At 65.7% G+C, this 13516-nt stretch carries 12 protein-coding genes, 1 tRNA gene and 2 pseudogenes; 11 read left to right on the top strand and 4 right to left on the bottom strand.

The genetic code is table 11. From position 1 onward, the window contains the following. The 10 genes and pseudogenes from tpiA (at position 1) to VGC47_05720 (ending at position 9090) form a co-directional block, all read left to right on the top strand. Positions 1 to 765, top strand: a complete 765-nt coding sequence (gene tpiA / locus VGC47_05765; GenBank protein HEX9854798.1) for a triose-phosphate isomerase — start codon at positions 1 to 3, stop codon at positions 763 to 765. A gap of 41 nt (positions 766 to 806) precedes the next feature. Continuing rightward, positions 807 to 1202 (top strand): hypothetical protein, encoded by a 396-nt coding sequence (locus VGC47_05760; GenBank protein ID HEX9854797.1) that lies wholly within the window; start codon positions 807 to 809, stop codon positions 1200 to 1202. Between the two features lie 78 nt (positions 1203 to 1280). Next, positions 1281 to 2021: a 2,3-diphosphoglycerate-dependent phosphoglycerate mutase gene (gene gpmA, locus VGC47_05755; protein ID HEX9854796.1), complete on the top strand. Its 741-nt coding sequence runs from the start codon at positions 1281 to 1283 to the stop codon at positions 2019 to 2021. A gap of 123 nt (positions 2022 to 2144) precedes the next feature. Beyond that, on the top strand, positions 2145 to 2396 hold the full coding sequence (gene secG / locus VGC47_05750; protein ID HEX9854795.1) for a preprotein translocase subunit SecG: 252 nt from the start codon (positions 2145 to 2147) through the stop codon (positions 2394 to 2396). 43 nt (positions 2397 to 2439) lie between these two features. Then, complete coding sequence (locus tag VGC47_05745; GenBank protein HEX9854794.1) at positions 2440 to 4236, top strand: ABC transporter substrate-binding protein; 1797 nt, start codon at positions 2440 to 2442, stop codon at positions 4234 to 4236. A gap of 165 nt (positions 4237 to 4401) precedes the next feature. After that, on the top strand, positions 4402 to 5877 hold the full coding sequence (locus VGC47_05740; GenBank protein HEX9854793.1) for an ABC transporter permease subunit: 1476 nt from the start codon (positions 4402 to 4404) through the stop codon (positions 5875 to 5877). Beyond that, positions 5870 to 6880, top strand: coding sequence for an ABC transporter permease (locus VGC47_05735; GenBank protein ID HEX9854792.1), 1011 nt, complete (start codon positions 5870 to 5872; stop codon positions 6878 to 6880). The genes VGC47_05740 and VGC47_05735 overlap by 8 nt, the downstream gene beginning before the upstream one ends. A 4-nt stretch (positions 6881 to 6884) precedes the next feature. Beyond that, a pseudogene (locus VGC47_05730) lies at positions 6885 to 7850 on the top strand (ABC transporter ATP-binding protein). Between the two features lie 44 nt (positions 7851 to 7894). Beyond that, positions 7895 to 8974: a dipeptide ABC transporter ATP-binding protein gene (locus VGC47_05725; protein ID HEX9854791.1), complete on the top strand. Its 1080-nt coding sequence runs from the start codon at positions 7895 to 7897 to the stop codon at positions 8972 to 8974. Between the two features lie 28 nt (positions 8975 to 9002). Beyond that, positions 9003 to 9090, top strand: a tRNA-Leu gene (locus VGC47_05720). 85 nt (positions 9091 to 9175) lie between these two features. On the opposite strand, the gene VGC47_05715 is transcribed toward VGC47_05720, so the two are convergent. Beyond that, positions 9176 to 10357, bottom strand: coding sequence for a site-specific integrase (locus tag VGC47_05715; protein ID HEX9854790.1), 1182 nt, complete (start codon positions 10355 to 10357; stop codon positions 9176 to 9178). A 90-nt stretch (positions 10358 to 10447) separates the two neighbouring features. Continuing rightward, positions 10448 to 10640: pseudogene (locus tag VGC47_05710) on the bottom strand (helix-turn-helix domain-containing protein). A gap of 656 nt (positions 10641 to 11296) precedes the next feature. Here VGC47_05710 and VGC47_05705 point away from each other — a divergent pair. Next, positions 11297 to 11821, top strand: a complete 525-nt coding sequence (locus VGC47_05705) for an SEC-C domain-containing protein (GenBank protein ID HEX9854789.1) — start codon at positions 11297 to 11299, stop codon at positions 11819 to 11821. A 21-nt stretch (positions 11822 to 11842) separates the two neighbouring features. Here VGC47_05705 and VGC47_05700 read toward each other — a convergent pair whose 3' ends face one another. Continuing rightward, positions 11843 to 12886: a hypothetical protein gene (locus VGC47_05700; protein ID HEX9854788.1), complete on the bottom strand. Its 1044-nt coding sequence runs from the start codon at positions 12884 to 12886 to the stop codon at positions 11843 to 11845. 37 nt (positions 12887 to 12923) lie between these two features. Beyond that, positions 12924 to 13301, bottom strand: coding sequence for a transposase (locus VGC47_05695; GenBank protein ID HEX9854787.1), 378 nt, complete (start codon positions 13299 to 13301; stop codon positions 12924 to 12926). Positions 13302 to 13516 lie beyond the last annotated feature (215 nt).

The raw sequence follows: 13516 nt of genomic DNA, 5'->3' as shown, positions 1-13516 counted from the left end.
GTGCGCAAGGACATGATCGCCGGCAACTGGAAGATGAACGCCACTCACCTCGACACGATCCAGATGGTCCAGAAGCTGTCGTATCGCCTCGACCTCCCGGACTACGACAGGGTCGACGTCGTCGTGTGTCCGCCCTTCACGGCGCTGCGCTCCGCCCAAACCGTCATCGAGAGCGATCACCTCCGCATCAAGCTCGGCGCCCAGGACTGTCACTGGGAGGCCCAGGGCGCCTTCACGGGGGAGATCTCGCCCGGGATGCTCTCCAAGCTGTCCGTGAGCCACGTCATCGTCGGCCACTCGGAGCGCCGCCAGCTGTTCGGCGAGACGGACGGCGACGTGAACCGCAAGGTGAAAGCGGTCCACGCCGCAGGCATGACACCGATCATGTGTGTCGGCGAGACCGAGGCGGAGCGAGACGAGGACGCCACCGAGAGCCGTGTCACCTCACAGCTCCGGGCCGGGCTCGGCGGGGTCGATCCGGCCGACGTCGCCGGCTTCGTCGTCGCCTACGAGCCGATCTGGGCGATCGGCACCGGCAGGACCGCCGACCCCGACGACGCAGGTGCGGTGGCGGAGCTCATCCGGGCCACCATTCTCGAGGGTTGGGGAGAGGCGGCCGACTCGGTTCGCGTCTTGTACGGGGGCTCCGTGAACCCCGGGAACATTGCAGGGTTCATGGCGAAGCGCGACATCGACGGTGCGCTCGTCGGGGGAGCGAGCCTCGATCCCGACACCTTCGCGTCGGTCGTCCGCTACTGGGTCTGAGGCTCTGATCTGGCTGAGGAGGAGCAGGGTATCGTCGGGTCATGCCTCAGCCGGCCGCCTACCACGGCGTGTTCGACTTCAAGGTCGGGCGCCGCATCCCGTGGGGTGAGGAACTCGACGCCCTCGAGCGCCATCTCGACACGGTGTGTGCCCGGCTGGACTCGGCGCCGGGCATCGAGCAGTACCGCCTCGGAGGGGACCTGTCGTCGGCTGCGCTCCACTTCGAGGTCGTGCTCGTTGCCGAGTCGGAGGAGCAGGCCGACACCAAGGCGAGGAGCATCCTCGGCGAGGCGATCAGGGGAGCGGGCGGAGCCCACGAAGGCCTCCTCAACCTGCGCGCCGAGTCCCGTGCCAAGTCGAACGTGAACGCCTGGTCGGGTCTGCGGACGCCTCATTGGCAGCTGCGCTCGGCGAAGGTGACTCGGGGAGCGTCCTGATCAGGCGGCAACGCGCCCTCGGCGTCGGCGCCGACGGAGTCGCCGCCGAGCCTGCGCCGTCTCTCTAATCTCGGAAGCATGACTCGACTGATGCTGCTTCGCCACGGCGAGAGCGTGTGGAATCTCGAGAACGTCTTCACCGGATGGACCGATGTCGAGTTGTCCGACCGCGGCGTCGCCGAGGCGAGAGAAGCGGGGCGGCTGATGCAGGCTGAGGGATTCACCTTCGACCTGGCGTTCACCTCGGTGCTGCGGCGCGCCGTCGACACGTTGCATATCGCGCTCGAGGAGATGGGGCTCGGCTGGATCGACGAGCGGAAGAGCTGGCGCCTCAACGAGCGCCACTACGGGGCGCTGCAAGGTCTCGACAAGAAACAGACGGCCGAACAGCACGGCGCAGAACAGGTTCACCTGTGGCGTCGCTCGTACGACGTGCCGCCGCCGGCGCTCGACCCATCGGACGAGCGGCATCCGCGCCACGACGCCCGCTATGCGTGGATGCCTCCCGACCTGCTCCCTGCGACGGAGTGCCTCCGGGACGTCGTCGGGCGGATGCTGCCGCACTGGTACGACGCCATCGTGCCTGCGCTCCGTGACGGGAGGCGGGTGCTCGTGGCGGCGCACGGCAACAGCCTGCGGGCTCTCGTGAAGCACCTCGACGCCATCCCGGACGACGAGATCGCCGACCTCAACATCCCGACCGGCATCCCCCTGGTGTACGAGCTCGACGCCGATCTCGCCCCAGTCGGCAGCCGGTATCTCGGCGATCCGGCCGCTGCCGAAGCGGCGGCGCGCGCCGTAGCAAACCAGGCCCGCTGACCCGCAGCCCCCGCACGCTGGCCCTTCGTCCACCTTGGCAGTACCTGGGGGGGCGAGACTTGAAAAGTTTCCGCGGGAGATTCATACTTCTCTACACGGATGGTCCGCCGTGGAGCGGGTCCCGTGCAAGAAAGGGTTCCCTTGCTAACTGGCATCGTGGCCGTTTTCCACGTCGTGCTGTCGTTGCTCCTCATCTTCCTCATCCTGCTTCACGCGGGCCGGGGCGGTGGAGTATCGGACATGTTCGGTGGCGGATTCGGCGCGGGAGGCCCATCGGGATCGACGGTCATGGAGCGAAACCTCGACCGGATCACGGTGGCAGCTGCTGCGCTGTTCGGCATCACCACGTTTCTACTGACGTGGCTCTGGAGCTGAGCGAAGCCGGGGGACCCTGGAGGAAGACTAAGGAGGCAACACCTTGACTCATTTGTGGCGCAGCCGCACGGTCATGTGGTTCGTAGCGCTGCTTGCGTTCGCGCTGGTAGCAGCCGCCTGTGGTGACTCGGAGCCGTCGGATACGACTGCAGCCCCGACTGACACCACGGCGGCGCCGACGACCACGGCAGCCGTGGCAACCACGGCAGGCGAGACGACGACGACCGCGGCCGAAGGCAAAGCCTACGGTGGCAATGTCGTCATCGGCGACGACCAGGAGCCACCGACTCTCAACCCGTTCGTTCCCGGTGGTGACAACCTGATCGTGTCGAAGGTCGGTCAGGCCTATCACACGGGCGTCTGGGATGTCGACGGCTTCACGCTCGAGCTCATCCCTGAAGTCGTGACCGACCTGCCGACGGTCGACAACGGCGGCGTCGTCCTCAACGACGATGGGACGATGACGGTGTCGTATCAGATTCGCGACGAGGCGCAGTGGGATGACGCCACCCCTATCTCGGGTGACGACTTCCAGTTCACGCTCGACACGATCCTCAACCCGGACAACCTGGCCGACATGACGATCTACGAGGACATCGTCGACACGGAGGTCGGACCGAAGACCTTCACCTATACGCTCGCTGCCCCGTCGGTGCAGTACGACCTCATCTTCGGGACCCTCATCCCGAAGCACGACGTCGAAGGCACCGACTTCGTCAATGACTGGAACGAGACGATGTGGGCGTCCGGTGGACCATTCGTGTTCTCCGAGTGGCAGAAGGGCGAATTCATCCGCCTGACTCGCAACGAGAACTACTGGAAGACGGATCCGGAGACCAACCAGCAGCTTCCGTTCCTCGACGAGGTCATCTTCCGGTTCATCCCGGAGACGGAGTCGCTCATCACGGCCTTCAAGAACCGTGAGGTCGACGTGATCAACCCGCCGCCGGCGACGGCGACCATCCAGGACCTGCAGACGCTCGAGCCCGAGGGCGCGACCGTCGAGGTGCTGAGCGGTCCGTTGTGGGAGCACGTCAACTTCCAGTTCGGGCCTAGGCGCCTCGAGCGCAACCCGGACTCGCTGAACCACAACGTGAAGTACCGACAGGCAGTGGCGCACACGATCGACAAGCAGCTCATCGTGGACGAGATCCTCGCCGGCCAGGTACAGCCGCTGAACAGCTTCGTCGAGGCCTACAGCCCGACACTGTCGGGGGCTTCGTGGTCGCAGTACGACTACAACCCGGCGACGGCGATGGCGCTGCTCGACGAGGTGCGAGCGGAAGAGGGTGTCACGGACATCCAAACCGTCTTCACGACGACCAGCAACAACGACGCCCGCGTGACGCTCTCCGAGCTCTTCCAGGGCATGTTCGAGGCCGTGGGGATCGTCTACCAGAACGACCTGGAGGACAGCCAGCTGTTCTTCGGCGAGACCCTCGACACCGGTCTCTGGGACTTCGGCGAGTGGGCGTGGGTCGGGACTCCCGGCTTCAGCGGCCTGGTGTCGGCGTTCGACCTGTTCGACCCGGAGGCACCTCCCCCGGAGGGCGGCAACTACTACCGCTGGGGCACCGAGGACTCTGCGGTGATCAACGACAACACGGCCCGCTTCGCGGCGATCCGCGACGAGCTGAACTCCTCCGTCGACGACGCGGTGCTCTTGCCGCTCATCGCCGAGGGCGAGCAGATAATCGCCGATGAGGTCGTGATCATCCCGCTGTATGCCAGGCTCGACCCCGGCGCGGTGTGGTCCGACGAGATCGGCGGGTTCAAGCACAACCCGTCGCAGGCCAGCACCGAGTGGAACATCGAGACGTGGTACCGGGTCGACCTGTAGGCCGCCTCGGACCAAACGACTAGCAGGGAGGGCCCGCCGTGAGGCGGGCCCTCCCGCGCCCGGGGGCGAACGGACCCGTGGCGGCGGCGATGGTGGCCCGGTGCCACGGCGACGGCGGCTCCGGGTGGGTATAGTTTCTGGCAACCGAGCCGGAGGCACCGCTCAGTGGTTGCGTACATCATTCGTAGGCTGGTGTATGGCCTGGTCACGCTGCTCGCGTTGAGCATCGTCGTCTTCACGGTCATCCAGCTCGGCGGGGGGTCACCCCTCGATCGGCTCAAGCAAAACCCGCGGATTCAAGCCGGGACTATCCAGCGGATGACGGAGCACTTCGGCCTCGACAAGCCGGCCTGGCAGCAGTATCTCGTGTGGCTGAAGGGATTCGTGACTCCGATCCCGGTCGTCGAGGAAACGATCGAGGCCACCGGCCGGCAGTACGCATTCTTCTGGAGGTTCGGCGTCAACGGGGCGGCGCCGATCGTCGCCCTCGTGGCCGCCATCGGCGCATCCATAGGCATCGCAGTCGTCAGGGTGCGCGATGCGTGGTGGCCGGCGTTCAGGCGCACCGCCATCCCGGTGCTCCTCATCGGCAGCGGGTTGTTCGTGGTGCTCCGCACCGACTACGTGAACCCGATCACCTCGCTCGACACCCCGAACATCATCCCGTTCTGGCGCCTCGGCTTCCGGGGCCTCGCTCCCGTCATCGCCCTGCTCATCGCGGTGGGCGTCACTGCGATCTTCTTCCTGGCGAGATACGACCGCCCGTGGTTCAGGACCTTCCGGGCGTTCGCCAGCGCCGCGGTGTGGGTGCTCGCCCTGTGGTTCGTCCACTCGCGCATCGCGTTGGCGCTCGATTGGAGCGAGTCGTTCCGCGGGGACGGGCCGGTGTGGGACTACGTGTTCGGCGCGGCGGGGGCCACATTCCGTCTCGGTCTCGCAGCCCTCGTCCTGGCGCTCATCGTCGGGATCCCCCTCGGGATCTACCAGGCGATCAGGCAGTACTCGTTCTTCGACCAACTCGGCACGACGTTCTCCTTCGTGGCGTTCTCGACCCCGATCTTCATCATCGGCGTCGGGTTGCAGCTGCTCCTGGCGAGCTACCTCGACCGCTGGACGGGCGTCAAGCTCTTCTTCACGGCAGGCATGACGGAGACGACCTATGCGTCGCTCGGCCGCATCAACATCGGCCCCCTCGAGCTCCCGTCACTCGCCCAGTTCGGTGACATCTTTCGCCACCTGGCGCTGCCGGCCCTGGCGATCGCCTTGATCTCGATCGCCCAATACTCGCGTTTCCAGCGTGCCTCGATGCTCGAGGTGATGCACTCCGACTACCTCCGCACCGCCAAGGCCAAGGGGCTGCCGCGGCGCAAGGTGATCATCAAGCACGCCCTCCGCAACGCCATGATCCCGATCGTCACGCTCGTGTCGCTCGACATCGCAGGCATCATCGGTGGGGCGATCATCACGGAGACGATCTTCGGCTGGCCGGGGATCGGGCGGGCGTACATCGGGGCGATCAACGCCATCGACTACCCGGTGATCATGGCGGTGGTGATGGCGATTGGCATCGGCATCGTCGTCATGAACCTGTTCGCCGACATCATGTACGGAGTGCTCGACCCTCGCGTCCGGTATGACTGATCGCGACCGCGACCCGGACGGGGTCGGACTCGGCGGCATCGACGCGGCCGAGGGCATCTCGGACGAGCCGGTCACCCAATGGGACCTGTTCTTCACTCGGTTGCGCAGGCACCGGCTGGCGATGCTGTCCGCCGCGTTCCTGCTGTTCATGGTGTTGCTGTCCTTCGTCGTCGCCCCCCTCGTGACGTGTGAGAAGAACGTCGACCCGTGCGACAAGGTCTTCTACCACCCGGAGACCCAGCGTCGGGACGCAACCGGACGCCTCCTCGTCAACATCGGCCCGCGAGACGGGATCGTCCTCGGCACCGACGAGGTCGCTCACGACGTGCTCTCGAGGGTGGTCCACGGCGGTCGTGCGAGCCTCCTCGTCGGACTGGTGACGGGCTTCATCGTCGCATTGTTCGGCACGGTCGTCGGCTCGATCGCCGGTTTCTACCCGGGGCCGGTCGACCAAGCCCTCATGAGGTTCACCGATCTGGTGCTCGGGTTACCCCTGTTACCAGTCGCCATCGTCGTGGGCCGGGTAATCCAGGACCTCCCGTTCTTACCGCCGTGGATGCGCGGTGGACCTTGGGGGATTGCCTTCCTGTTCGGCTTTCTCTTGTGGGGCACCCTGGCGCGCATCGTGCGGGCCGAGTTCCTGTCGCTTCGGGAGAAGGAGTTCGTCGAAGCGGCCAGGGCGTCGGGCGCCAGCGACCGCCGCATCGTGTTTCGTCACATCCTCCCGAACGCGATGAGCCCGATCATCGTGCAGACGACGCTGATCGTCGGCACGGCGGTCATCCTCGAGGCGGCGCTCAGCTTCCTCGGCTTCGGGGTGCCGCCCCCGACACCGACGTGGGGTGGCATGGCGCAGTCGGGGGCCGGCATCGCCGCCAGAGGCTTCTGGTGGGAGCTGGTGGGGGCCGGCCTCGCCCTCGTCCTCACCGTCCTCTCCGTGAACTTCATCGGTGACGGGCTCCGTGACGCGCTCGATCCGACCCAGACGATCGAGCGAAAGTAGCGCAGTGGCCGACCACCTCCTCGAGGTCGACGACCTGCGCACCTACTTCTCGACGGAAGAGGGCGTCGTGCGCGCCGTCGACGGGGTCTCCTTCACACTCGATCCTCACGAGCGCAGGGGCGTGGTCGGCGAGTCTGGGTCGGGCAAGTCGGTGACGGCCATGTCGATCATGGGCCTCATCGAGCCGCCGGCCGGCAACATCGTGACGGGGGAGATCCGCTACCGGGGCCGCAACCTGCTCGCCTTGTCGGAGGACGAGATGCAGCAGATCCGCGGCGGCCAGATCGCGATGATCTTCCAGGACCCCATGACGTCGCTCAACCCGGTGTACACGATCGGCGACCAGCTCGTCGAGACGATCATGCTCCATCAGCACGTGAGGAAGGGTGAGGCGAGGGAGATCGCCGCCCAGTCGCTGGCCGACGTGCAGATCCCCAAAGCCGGGCAGCGACTCGACGACTTCCCACACCAGTTCTCGGGCGGGATGCGCCAGCGGGTGATGATCGCCATGGGGTTGTCGTGCAACCCCGACCTGCTCATCGCGGACGAGCCGACGACTGCCCTCGACGTGACGACCCAGGCCCAGATCATGGACCTCATGTTGAAGCTCGCCGACGACAGGGGCACGGCGGTGATGCTCATCACCCACGACCTCGGCGTCGTCGCCGGCTTCTGCGACACCATCCAGGTGATGTACGCCGGCTCGATCGTCGAGCGCGGCAACGCCAACGACCTCTTCCACGATCCGCAGCACCCGTATACGTGGGGGCTGCTCGGGTCGATGACCCGCTTGGACGAGACCGACAAGCACCGGCTCAACTCGGTGCGCGGCGCCCCGCCTTCGCTCATCGACCTGCCAAGAGGTTGCCGGTTCAGCCCGCGGTGCGACTTCGCCACCGACCTGTGCCGTCAACAGCTTCCGCTGCTGCGACCGATCCCCGGAACCGTCCAGGAGGCGGCCTGCCACTACTCGGAGGAGCTCGACCTCAAGTCGATCGCCGTCGGGGCGGCCGGATGACCGACACGGCCCGCACCGGGGAACGCCCCGCCGCCGACCTCCCCGAAGACGTGCTGTTGCGCGTCAACCACCTCGTCAAGGAGTTCCCGATCTCGCGCGGGGTGTTCCTGAAGCGGCAGGTCGGCGCAGTCCAAGCCGTCTCCGACATCTCGTTCCAGATCAAGAAGGGCGAGACGCTCGGTCTGGTCGGCGAGTCCGGGTGTGGCAAGTCGACGACGGCACGATGCTTGCTGCGGCTGCTCGAGCCGACATCCGGGCAGGTGTACTTCAGGGCGGAGATCGCCGGTGGCGACGGTGACGGTCGGACCGAGGTGATCGACATCGCCAGTGCCGACCGTAGCCGGCTACGGGTCCTGCGCAACAACATGCAGATCGTGTTCCAGGACCCGTATGCGTCCCTCAACCCGAGGATGACGGTGGCGTCGATCATCGCCGAGCCGCTGACCGTGCACGGTATCGGCTCTTCGTCGGAGCGCCTCCAGAAGGTCAAGGACTTGCTCAAGGTCGTCGGGTTGAGCCCCGAGCACACGAATCGCTATCCCCATGAGTTCTCCGGCGGGCAAAGGCAGCGCATCGGCATCGCCAGGGCGCTGGCGCTCAACCCGAGCTTCATCGTCCTCGACGAGCCGGTATCGGCACTCGACGTCTCGATTCAGGCCCAGGTCCTCAACCTGCTCGACGACCTCCAGGACGAGCTCGGCCTCACCTACTTGTTCATCGCACACGACTTGTCTGTCGTGAGGCACATCTCTGACAGGGTTGCGGTCATGTACCTCGGCCGCATGGTCGAGATGGCAGACCGGGCGACCCTCTACGACCGACCGATGCACCCTTACACCCACGCCTTGCTCTCGGCCGTCCCGATCCCGGACCCGACGGTCGAGGCCAGCCGCAAGCGCATCATCCTTCAGGGGGACATCCCTTCGCCGGCGAACCCGCCGTCCGGTTGCCGGTTTCACACCCGCTGTCCCAAGGCCCAGATGGGCACGTGCGACGTGATCGACCCGGAGCTCACGGAGCTCGAGCCGGCTCACTGGGTCGCCTGCCACTTCCCAGAGGTCGTCAAGGTTGTCTGACCTCGCGGCTCTATAATCTCGCACCCGCGTCGGAGTGGCGGAATTGGTAGACGCGCTAGGTTGAGGGCCTAGTGAGCTAATAGCTCGTGGAGGTTCGAGTCCTCTCTCCGACACCAGGCTGTGTAAGGGTTTTCGGCGATCGCTGGTCCGGGTGACGGGTGTCGACACCCTCTCAGGTGCCCGTTCAGGTGCCCGCAGCCTCTAGGAACCGCCGAAGATGAGGCCAGCGACCGCCTCTGCCGCATCCCGATCGACGGTTTTCGTGACGTGCTGATAGAGGTCGGCGGTGATGGCGAGGGAAGCATGTCCGAGACGCTTGGAGACGATCTCGATGGGCACTTCGGCTTCTAGGGCGAGTGTCGCGTAGCTGTGGCGGAGACCGTGGAAAGGCCGCGGGCTCAGGTCGGGGAGTCCGGCATCCCTTGCCAACGTGGCGAATCGACGTGAGAGCGACGTCGGCGAGATCGGTGCTCCATCCGTTCGGGTGAACACGAGACGGTGGTCGTGGCATTCGTCGCCGGCAGCAAGCCGTTCTTCGAGCTGTCGTGTGCGATGGGTTCGCAGCTCTCTGATGGTCGCGGCGTCGAGGGCGATGCGGCGTCGTGAGTGGTCGGTCTTCGGAAACGGCTTGAGCTGCGGTCGGTGCCCGACTTCGACCAGTGCCTGCATTACGGCCAGATGACCGTCGTCGAGATCGACGTGGTCCCAGGAGAGTCCGAGTACCTCGGAGCGTCGCATTCCGGTGGTGAGTGCGACCGTGTACAGGGCGCGCAGTCGATCGGCGGCGACCTGGCCGAGGAAGGTCTCGACCTGGTCACGGCTCCAGGTGCGTCGTTGCACCGCGGGCTTGCGTGCTCGTCGGGCGCTGGGTGGCTTGGCCCGGGTAGCCGGATTTCGCCGGAGCAGATCGTGCTCGACGGCATCCTGGAATGCCCGGTGGAGCATGACGTGGACGTTGCGTATCGTCTTCAGCGCCAGGTCGGTGCCGTTCCGCCGCCCGCTCTTCAGGAGTGTGGCGTACAGGTGGTCGAGATCCGTGGGTGTGAGGTCCTGGAGGGCGATGCCACCGATGTACGGCTCGACGTACGCCCGGATCTGATGGCCGTAGACCTCCAGCGTGTTCTCGGCGGCCACCATGGCGTGGCCTCGGAGCCAACCTTCGAGGTAGCCGGCAACGGAACTCCGATCCGGTTCGACGTACGTCTGTCCCTCGAGCTCGACCAGGATTCGCCGCAACTCGCGTCGAGCCTCCTGGTACGCCAGGCCGGATCGAACGATCCGGCGCCGCCGGCCGGTTGCCGGGTCACGACCTGATTCGACGACGACCCGCCACGCGTCGCCACGTCGTTCCACATGACCGGTGGGGTTGCTCCCGTTGCGCACGATTCAGCCTCCCGTCACTGAGCCGTCAGTTGTGACGACCGTGGTCCCTGCCCGACGCCTCCGAACGTACAGGTCGGCGCCGACAGATCTTCAGTCGACGAAGTCGTGAAGTTGGTGGTCGACCCACTCCCGGACGTCGTTCCAGCGGTAGCGGACGTGCCGCCCGACCCGGGAAGCCGGGTGGGCCCTCCCCACGCCATCGCCACTGGTAGACAGTCGCCACGGGAACCGCGAGGTACGCGGCCAGCTCCTGCACCGTCAGCAGACGATCCTTCGATTCCATCGACGCATCCTGCGGGACACCGCTTTCAACACGATTGCACACACCCTGTCCGTGACCCTGTCATCTCCTCACCGATCGGCTCGTTGCGCCGAGCTTCCCCCACCGTCGTGGCCGGCGTTCCCAGATGCGACGGTGTCTGTACCGGGATGAACACGAGCAGCCGAAGCATCGAAATGACCGCGGAATGACAGGGTTCCGGGCACTCGGAGAACAGGGTCGCCTGCTAGATGCGGGTCACATGCGAGTCGCAGCACCGCTTACAAGCCAGTCGCAGAATCGGTTTCACACCTCCTCGGTGGTCACGTCAGGCGGACGGGATGGCTCGAGGTGGAACGGGGTCGGGACGAGGACTCCGAGCACCGGCCTCGATCGACGCCGTGGAACAACGGCCGCAGCGGTCGGCCGGTGTAGGCACTTGGGCCAGTGAAACGAGTCCAGGAGCGATCTGCCCGCGCCACGCTGAGATCGAAATGAAAGCGTTCCGGAGAAGAATCGCGCCGATGGCAGGAACGAACGAGGAGCACCCCGGATGGACACGACGACAGCCAAGGAGGATGCGATCGACAGCATGCGCGCCTCGCGCACCGACCCCCTCGAAAACCACACGCACCTGCAACACAGTTGCCGATGTCTACATGTAGACATCGGAGGCTGTGATGGATCTTGACCGCGGCAAGCTGGCGAGACTCGACCGCCGGCTGTTGGCCGGTCTCGGTCGGGACGAGCGTTTCCAGATGGTGCGGGTCCCAGTGACGCCGGCGGAATGGTCAACGTGGAAGCGCTACTGCGATACCGCCGGGATCTCCATGGGCCGCGCCATCGCTCAACTCATCGATTACGAGCTGGCCTCAGTGTTCGGCAAGTCCAGTGAAGGGGCGGTGTCGATGTTTGAAGAGCAGGCGCAGCGGCAAGTCGTGGATCGTGAGGCCGCGCTCACCAAGCGAGAGGGCGAGCTCGGCGCAGCCGAAGAGCGGGTCCGCCGGTGGAGCGAGCACCTCCGCGGGTGGGAGCACGAACTGGAGGTCCGGGAGTGGCGAGTGGAGGCAGCGACCAAACTGTCTACACAGCCCGCGCAAGTCAGCGCAAAGACCGGCCGCAACGAACGATGCCCGTGCGGATCGGGTGTGAAGTACAAGCGCTGCCACGGCCTACCGGACCGGCGTAGTGAGCGTCCCAGATGATGGTTCAGCAGAGCGTTTCGCCTACACGCAGGCCTCGACCGCGCGGACGAACGGTTCCCGGAAGCGTTCGATGGCGAGCTCAGATTCGGAGTGTTCGACACCCATCACCGTGGAGCGAGCGACTACTACGGCCGCAACCACCCCGACGCTGAATCCGAATCCAACGTGGCTCGCTGGTCGTCGCGCTTCCGTTGCCCACGCCGCGATCTGTGCAGCGTCCTCGGATGAGCGCATCTCGCTCATAAAGACCACGAACATCTGGTCCTCGGGCCGTTCCGTTGTGCCGGGCCGGAGGTATCCGTGAACGGCCAGTCCCGCCCTCGCTGAGTCAGCCAGGGGCTGTCGGTCTGCCCGTGCTGTACTCCGCGGTCCGCTGCCGATCCAGACGCCGGGCAGGCCACTGGCAACCTCCAGCGATGCCCGGTACTTGTCGGCCTCAAGCACCTCGGCGATGGCAAGACCTGCTCCCAGCAAGTCGAACGTAGGTTCCCACTGGTCGATTGACTGATCCACGAACCCGACACCGTTCGGTGTGTCGATTGCGCGATACATCCAGTCCGACAGTTTGAATCCATCTCCGAACCGATCCGGAAACGCGGCCACGTACTGTGCGGCCTCGGACGCGCCCGTTCCACCGACTTGTCGGCAGATGCCCGCTGCATCCTCACCAAGCTCACCGAGAACGAAGAACAGGAGGCCGACGGGTTGGGGGAGGTCTCGCGGGTCCACTCTCTCGACCGGAACCATCGAGACAGCGGTGAGCCCATCGACTGCAGTCGGGGCGTTCTGCGCCCGCATCGCCCGGACTGCGCACCTTCGCGCATAGAGCAGGAGCGCGTATGCGTCATCGAGTCCGATGCTCGTCAGCATCGCCCCTCGCTGGGTGGGTGTCGATGATCGGTATGTGGCGACGAGCTCATCGATCAGGAGGTCCACATCCGAGTCGATGAACCGGAGCAGGTCTCCTTCACTAGCACCCACGTCGTACAAAGCACCGATCGGCGATGGTTGATCGTGCCCTCGTTCGGCGCGCCACGCACGGTCGGCATCGACCGCCTTTGCCATCTGGACTCCAATTACCACAACCCCGGGCTGTTCGTCATCAGCCTCGGGCAGCCGATTCCCCCGGAAGCGCTGAGCGAGTCGATCGAAGATGCCCACGTGTCGAGACTGTGGTGAGTGCGGTTCTGCCTCGGCTGACTTTGGCGATGATCTCTTGGGCGGGTTTGTGCCAGATGAAGGGTGTGGGGTCGTGGTTCCAGTGGTCGGCCCAGATCTCGATGGCTTCGATGAGCGAGTCGACGGAGGTGAAGACGCCGCGGCGTAGACGTCGGGCGGTGAGTTCGTTGAACCAGCGTTCGACGAGGTTGAGCCATGAGCTGCTGGTGGGGGTGAAGTGGAGATGCCAGCGGGTCCGGCGGGGGTGCGCCAGCCATTGAGCGACCGGTGGCGCCTTGTGAGCCGACAGATTGTCCAACACCACGTGGATGTCGAGATCCCGGGGGACATGCAGTGTCCCGTGTCATGATTCGTGAGACAGGCCAAGGTTGGGCCTGACCCGAAGGAGAACCGATGGCGCGACCACCGTCGAGATCGGCGGAGGACAAGGTGCGGATTGTGCTCGCTGTTCTACGTGGTGAGGTGACGATGTCGGAGGTGGCCCGGCGTGAGGGTGTCTCGCAGACCTCGATCGCG

The organism is Acidimicrobiia bacterium (assembly GCA_036396535.1).
Lineage (GTDB): Bacteria > Actinomycetota > Acidimicrobiia > Spongiisociales > UBA5794 > DASWKR01.
The sequence above is the reverse complement of the archived record's forward strand: the minus strand, read 5'-3'. Positions and strand labels throughout refer to the sequence as shown.

Excerpts from the sequence above, each read along its gene's own strand:
- VGC47_05735 (HEX9854792.1), top strand. The coding sequence starts at position 5,870 with ATGACTGATCGCGACCGCGACCCGGACGGGGTCGGACTCGGCGGCATC.
- VGC47_05725 (HEX9854791.1), top strand. The coding sequence starts at position 7,895 with ATGACCGACACGGCCCGCACCGGGGAACGCCCCGCCGCCGACCTCCCC.
- VGC47_05760 (HEX9854797.1), top strand. The coding sequence starts at position 807 with ATGCCTCAGCCGGCCGCCTACCACGGCGTGTTCGACTTCAAGGTCGGG.
- gpmA (HEX9854796.1), top strand. The coding sequence starts at position 1,281 with ATGACTCGACTGATGCTGCTTCGCCACGGCGAGAGCGTGTGGAATCTC.
- VGC47_05705 (HEX9854789.1), top strand. The coding sequence starts at position 11,297 with ATGGATCTTGACCGCGGCAAGCTGGCGAGACTCGACCGCCGGCTGTTG.
- VGC47_05700 (HEX9854788.1), bottom strand. The coding sequence starts at position 12,886 with ATGGCAAAGGCGGTCGATGCCGACCGTGCGTGGCGCGCCGAACGAGGG.